The 5,199-nt window shown below is 63.9% G+C and carries 6 protein-coding genes; 4 read left to right on the forward strand and 2 right to left on the reverse strand.

Going from position 1 to position 5,199, the window contains the following annotated elements; all coding sequences use genetic code 11:
- Positions 1 to 178: 178 nt before the first annotated feature.
- Positions 179 to 2,047, reverse strand: a complete 1,869-nt coding sequence (cobJ, locus tag SYN63AY4M2_RS13440; protein WP_099835902.1) for a precorrin-3B C(17)-methyltransferase — start codon at positions 2,045 to 2,047, stop codon at positions 179 to 181.
- A gap of 55 nt (positions 2,048 to 2,102) precedes the next feature.
- Here cobJ and SYN63AY4M2_RS13445 point away from each other — a divergent pair, with 55 nt between their 5' ends.
- From SYN63AY4M2_RS13445 to SYN63AY4M2_RS13460, 4 genes are all read left to right on the forward strand, one after another.
- Positions 2,103 to 2,744 carry a hypothetical protein gene (locus SYN63AY4M2_RS13445; protein ID WP_011430432.1) on the forward strand — a complete coding sequence of 214 codons (642 nt, stop codon included), beginning with the start codon at positions 2,103 to 2,105 and terminating at the stop codon, positions 2,742 to 2,744.
- 58 nt (positions 2,745 to 2,802) lie between these two features.
- The gene (locus SYN63AY4M2_RS13450) at positions 2,803 to 3,267 is read left to right on the forward strand and encodes an FKBP-type peptidyl-prolyl cis-trans isomerase (protein WP_041438366.1); all 465 of its coding nucleotides are present in this window, start codon (positions 2,803 to 2,805) and stop codon (positions 3,265 to 3,267) included.
- A 108-nt stretch (positions 3,268 to 3,375) separates the two neighbouring features.
- On the forward strand, positions 3,376 to 3,954 hold the full coding sequence (locus SYN63AY4M2_RS13455) for a 5-formyltetrahydrofolate cyclo-ligase (protein ID WP_240527650.1): 579 nt from the start codon (positions 3,376 to 3,378) through the stop codon (positions 3,952 to 3,954).
- A 25-nt stretch (positions 3,955 to 3,979) separates the two neighbouring features.
- Positions 3,980 to 4,420: an FxLYD domain-containing protein gene (locus tag SYN63AY4M2_RS13460; RefSeq protein ID WP_011430429.1), complete on the forward strand. Its 441-nt coding sequence runs from the start codon at positions 3,980 to 3,982 to the stop codon at positions 4,418 to 4,420.
- Here the strand turns inward: SYN63AY4M2_RS13460 and SYN63AY4M2_RS13465 are convergent.
- The coding region (locus SYN63AY4M2_RS13465; protein ID WP_143597455.1) for a cytosine deaminase at positions 4,417 to 5,199 on the reverse strand (783 nt) is incomplete at its 5' end. The genes SYN63AY4M2_RS13460 and SYN63AY4M2_RS13465 overlap by 4 nt on opposite strands.

Here is a 5,199-nt window from a genome sequence, read left to right on the forward strand (position 1 = left end):
GGGCGGTGGGACTGCCGCTCTCTGGCTGTGGAGGATCCTGGTTTACCAGTCCGTTGAAGCAGCAACTCCGGGAAGTGATTCTCGGAAGCTCCCGTCTACAGCCCGTCAGGGCCTAGCGGGAGAGGATGTCACCTCACGGTGTTTTGAATCGAAATCCAACGGCCATCAGGTGGGTTCATCACAAGCGGTAGCCGCGGGGAGTGATCAGCCGGCTGCCGTAGCGAAAGGTCTGCGAGCTGCCGATCAAGACCAGGGTAAACATGTCCACCTGCTCAGGATCCAACTCCCCTAGCGTGGTGAGGTGGATGGCCTCGCCGGGACGGTAGAGGTTGCGGGCCACCGCCACCGGGGTGTGGGTGGGGCGGGCCCGGCGAAAGATCTGCAGCGCCTTGAGGAAGGGATCCAACCGCTGCCGCGAGCGGGGGTTATACAGGGCCACCACAAAGTCGGCCTGGGCAGCCGCCTGCAGGCGTTGCTCGATGGCCGGCCAGGGGGTGAGGCGATCCGAGAGGGAAATAGCGCAAAAATCCTGCATGAGAGGGGCTCCTAGGCGAGCGGCAGCAGCTTGAAGGGCGGAGATCCCCGGCAGCACCTCCAGGGAGGGGCGGATCCCATCCCAGCCGCTGCGGGCCAAGTACTCCAGCACCAGGCCGGCCATGCCGTAGATCCCCGCATCCCCCGAAGAGATCACCGCCACCTGCAGCCCCTGCTGGGCCAGGGCGATGGCGCGCTGCGCCCGCTGCACCTCCTGGGTGATGGGAAAGGCTTCGCAAATCTGGCCGGGGTGCAGGAGGGGCGCCACCAAGTCCAGGTAAAGCTGGTAGCCAATCACCACCTCGGCTTGGGCCAGGGCCAGGCGGGCGGCCAAGGTCAATTGGGCGGGATCCCCAGGGCCGATGCCAATTAGCCACAGGTGCCCGGCGCGAGGGGAATACTCGCGGGCGGCGCGGGCAATGGCCAGGGTACAAGCTCCCTCGCTTTCTGAGGTGAAGATCTGCTTGGGGCAGACAAGGGTGGCTCTCCCCTGGGCTGGATTGTCCTCTCCCGACCAGCGCTGGGCCGCCAAAAGAGCAGCCGCCTCCGCCACCGAAGGGGTGCCCACCGCCTGCCGCACCGCCTCTGAAGGGTGGGGAACCGGGATCCCTGCCAGGGCCGCGGCGGAGAAAAACTGGATGGGCCAGCCATGGGCCTGGGCCAGCTCCAAGAGCCCCGCCTCATCCCGTTTCAGCTCCAGAGTGGCCAAGCCGGCAACGGCCTCGAGGGCCAGCCCCTGGTTTTGCAACAGGCGCCGCAGGGATCCCTCCAGCCAGGCGCGGCTGGTGCCCCGCTCGCAGCCCACCCCCACCCACAGCACCCGCGGATGCCAGTGGACGGTGGGGATGTGGGGGCAAGGCGTTGTGTATTCCCCAATCCGGATCTGGGCCACTGCTTGGTCGGGAGCCGTAGTCAAAAGAGGATGATCCGCTGGCCAGGCCCGCTGCCAGAGCTGCGTGCCGCAGGTTTGCTCTACGGCCACCGGCTCTCCCCGCGTCAGGGCAGCAGCTACCCCGTTCCAATCGCCACTGCCCCGCCGCCAGCCGTAGGGATGCCCCAACACATCCACAGGCGGGATCCCCAGCCCTTCGGAGGCAGAGGTGAGGATCGGCTCGGCTCCCAAAGCAGCCGCCACCTGCCGCGCCAGCGCATCGGCCCCGCCCACATGTCCCCCGCAGAGGCTAATGGCCCAGCGGCCTGATTCATCCACCACCACCACCGCCGGATCCCGGTATTTGTCCTGCAAGAGGGGGGCAATTAGCCGCACCACCGACCCAACTGGCAAGATGAAAAGACAGCCCTGCACCTGGGGCCAAGTTTGGGCCACCGCTGCCGCCAGGGATCTGGGCGCTGTGGGATGGCTGGGATCCCCATAGGCTTGCCAGGGCCAAGGCAGCGGCTCTCCCTGTGGATTGGCTTTGCTCCAGCAGATCCACTCCTCTGGCAGCAGCGACAGCAGAGCCTGGGCCAAGCGGCGACCGCGCGGGGTGGGGGCAAACAGGGCAAGCTTCATCAGCCTAGGGATCCTATACTTGACTACAGAGCCACCCGCAAATGGACAAGCGCTAATGCCAACCCCCCTTGGACTGATGCTGCCGCTGATCCCCCTGGAGGTTTTGCTCTCCACGAAGGGGCTGATGTTTTTGCTGCTATCGGCCTACGGCGGGGCCATGTGGACGTTTCTGAGCGGCGCACCGCGGGTTTACACCATCATCGTGCCCGATCTGGAGCAGGCGCGAGGGTTTTACGAAAAGGTCTTGAGGCTGCCGGAGGCGGAGCTGCCGCTGCAGTACTACTACGGCTATGAGCAAAGCATGGTCGGCTCCAGCCTGGGATCTGCCTACTTCCCGGCGGATATTGGCCTCAGCTCCCGCCTTGATGCCAAAGCCCGCTCCACCTCGACACCTCTCGATACCGCTGGCCTCTGGTATCAGCTCTCCGACACCGTGCAACTGCACGTGATCCCCGGTACCACGGATCCCTACGGCAGTCTCTCCAGAACTCCCTTTGTACCTGCCTACGGGGCGGCAGCCGGTCGCAGCAGCGGCGTCCGCTATCGCCACACCACCTACGAACGGGAAGCCCTCAAAGCCCTCCTGAAGCGGATCAACAAGCAAGGGATCCGCAGCAGCGTCCGCTCCGAAAAGCCTTTTGTCTTCTGGGTGCGCGACCATCAAGGGCAGATCGTCGAATTTGCCGAAATAGGATGAGGGGATCCCCTAAGATTGTTGGGGAGGCAAAAAGTCGGCACCGGGGGGACGCCAACGGATGAAACAGATGCTGCTGCTGTTGCTGGGTTTGCTGTGGATTGGGGTGTGGGCTGGACAGCCGGCCATGGCTCTGTCGCGAGCCAAAGATCACCCAGCAGTTACTGTGCAATCTCAAGCCCAGCAATTTATCACCACCGAGTCGGGTCTGCAGTACTACGACCTTGTCGAAGGTACAGGGCCTTCACCTCAGCCGGGGCAAACGGTGGTGGTGAACTACGTGGGCAAGCTGCAGGATGGCACCGTCTTCGATAGCTCCTACAAGCGCAATCAACCTTTTACCTTCACCTACGGGGTAGGGCAGGTGATCCGTGGCTGGGAGGAAGGTCTGGCCACCATGCGGGTGGGTGGCAAGCGGTATTTGCGCATTCCGCCGGAGTTGGCCTATGGCAGCCGCGGCGCCGGCGGCGTGATCCCTCCCAACGCTACTCTCGATTTTGAAGTGGAGCTCCTGGCCATCCAGTAGGTTCTGGATATCCACCCCTAAGCTTGACTGGGGGTGGGGAAAGTCAAGGCAGGGAGATGGCATGGCGCTGCGGCAACTCCCTTCTACGCTACAAACCTGTCTCCGTCTGTGGGGCCCAATTTTCTCCCCAAAGCTCGCTTGCGCCGGCACTTCCGCCAAGTGCGGCAAGGGGTGGATCGCTCTCTGGTCGAGCAGAAGATAGTGGCTCATCTGGCCTCTCAGCCCCGGCTTTTGGCGGCCAAGACCATCCTGGCCTACGTGGCCTTCGGCTCCGAGGTGGACTTGGGATCCCTGTTCGCCCTTTTCCCTGAAAAGCGCTGGGGGATCCCTCGTTGCTTGCCGCAGCGGCAGTTGCGGTGGCACCGCTACCACCCAGCTGAGCTTGTTCCCAACCGCTGGGGGTTGCTGGAGCCCTCTCCCAGCAGCGAAGTCATCGATCCCGCCGAAGCCGAGTTAATCCTTGTGCCCGCCCTGGCCTGCGATCGGTGGGGAAGGCGTTTGGGCTATGGCGGCGGCTATTACGACCGCTTTTTGGCCTCGCTGCCGGATCCCGGCGTGCCCAAGTGGGGCATTGTCCCGCAGGCCTGCCTACTGGAGCAGCCTCTGCCTCAGGATCCCTGGGATCAGCGCTTGGACGGGATCCAGACCGAGGAGGGGTTTTACCGGGCGGGGGATCCCCTAGACTAGGGGAGATGGGCCTTGGAGAAAAAACATGAGCCAAGTTTGGAAGAAGGGGCTTCGCTCCCTCTGCTGGAGCCTGGGTTGTGCAGCTTTGGCGGCGCTCTTGCTGGGTTTTGGAGCCATCCCCCTGCAACTGAAGGATTTGCACCTCACCCCCTGTCCGGATACCCCCGAATACACCAACCTGGTTACCAGCAACGGCAACCCCATACCGGCCAGGTGCCTATTCATTGAAGGCACGGTGGTCAACCGCTCCAGAAATACTGTGCTGAATGCGGATGTCTTCGGTCGCCTTTACGATGCCAACGGCAATGAGGTTCTGCCGGAGCGCACCCGCCTGGGAGCCATCGAGGAGGTTCCCCCCGGCGAAAGCCCCTTCTCCATTCGCATCTCCGTGCCCGTGACCAGCCCGCTGCCTCTGACTATGGAGCAGTTCAAAGCCAGCGGCTTCAGCGGCACCGTGCGCCGTTAAAGCTGGCGGGTGAAGTCCACCTGGGCCGGGCGCCCCGGCAAATGGAGCTGGGCAACCACCGGCGGGGTTTGGGCGATCAGCCGTCCCCGACGGAAAACGTACAGGCAAGCCGGTTGCAGGCGAATGGCTTCGACAGCATCGGCAGCCTGGAGCACCACCAAGTCGGCATAGCAGCCGGGTTCTAGTCCGTAGCCTTCTAACCCCAGAATGCGGGCCGGGTTTTCCGTAACCGCCAAGAAACACTGCCGCATCTGCTCATAGCCTGTCAGTTGGGCAGCGTGGATCCCCATGTGGGCCACCTCCAGCATGTTGCCGCTGCCCAGGGGATACCAGGGATCCATCACACAGTCCTGGCCAAAAGCCACCGTCAGCCCGGCGGCCATCAGCTCTGGCACTCGCGTCAGTCCCCGCCGCTTGGGGTAGGTGTCCTGGCGGCCCTGCAGCACCAGGTTGACCAGCGGGTTGGCGACCACTCCCAGCTCTGCCTCGGCCATCAGAGGAATGAGTTTGCTCACGTAGGCGTTGTCCATTGAGTGCATCGAGGTGAGGTGGGAGGCCGTCACTCGACCCTGCAGGCCCAGCCGCAGCGTCTCATAGGCCAAGGTCTCGACGTGGCGGGAGAGGGGGTCGTCTGTTTCGTCGCAGTGCAGATCCACCCGGAGGCCCCGCGCCGCAGCAATCTCGCACAGAGCCCGCACTGAAGCAGCTCCTTCGGCCATTGTCCGCTCGAAGTGGGGGATCCCGCCCACCACCTCCACCCCTAGATCCAAGGCCTTCTC

The sequence above is a fragment of the Synechococcus sp. 63AY4M2 genome (assembly GCF_002760475.1).
Lineage (GTDB): Bacteria > Cyanobacteriota > Cyanobacteriia > Thermostichales > Thermostichaceae > Thermostichus.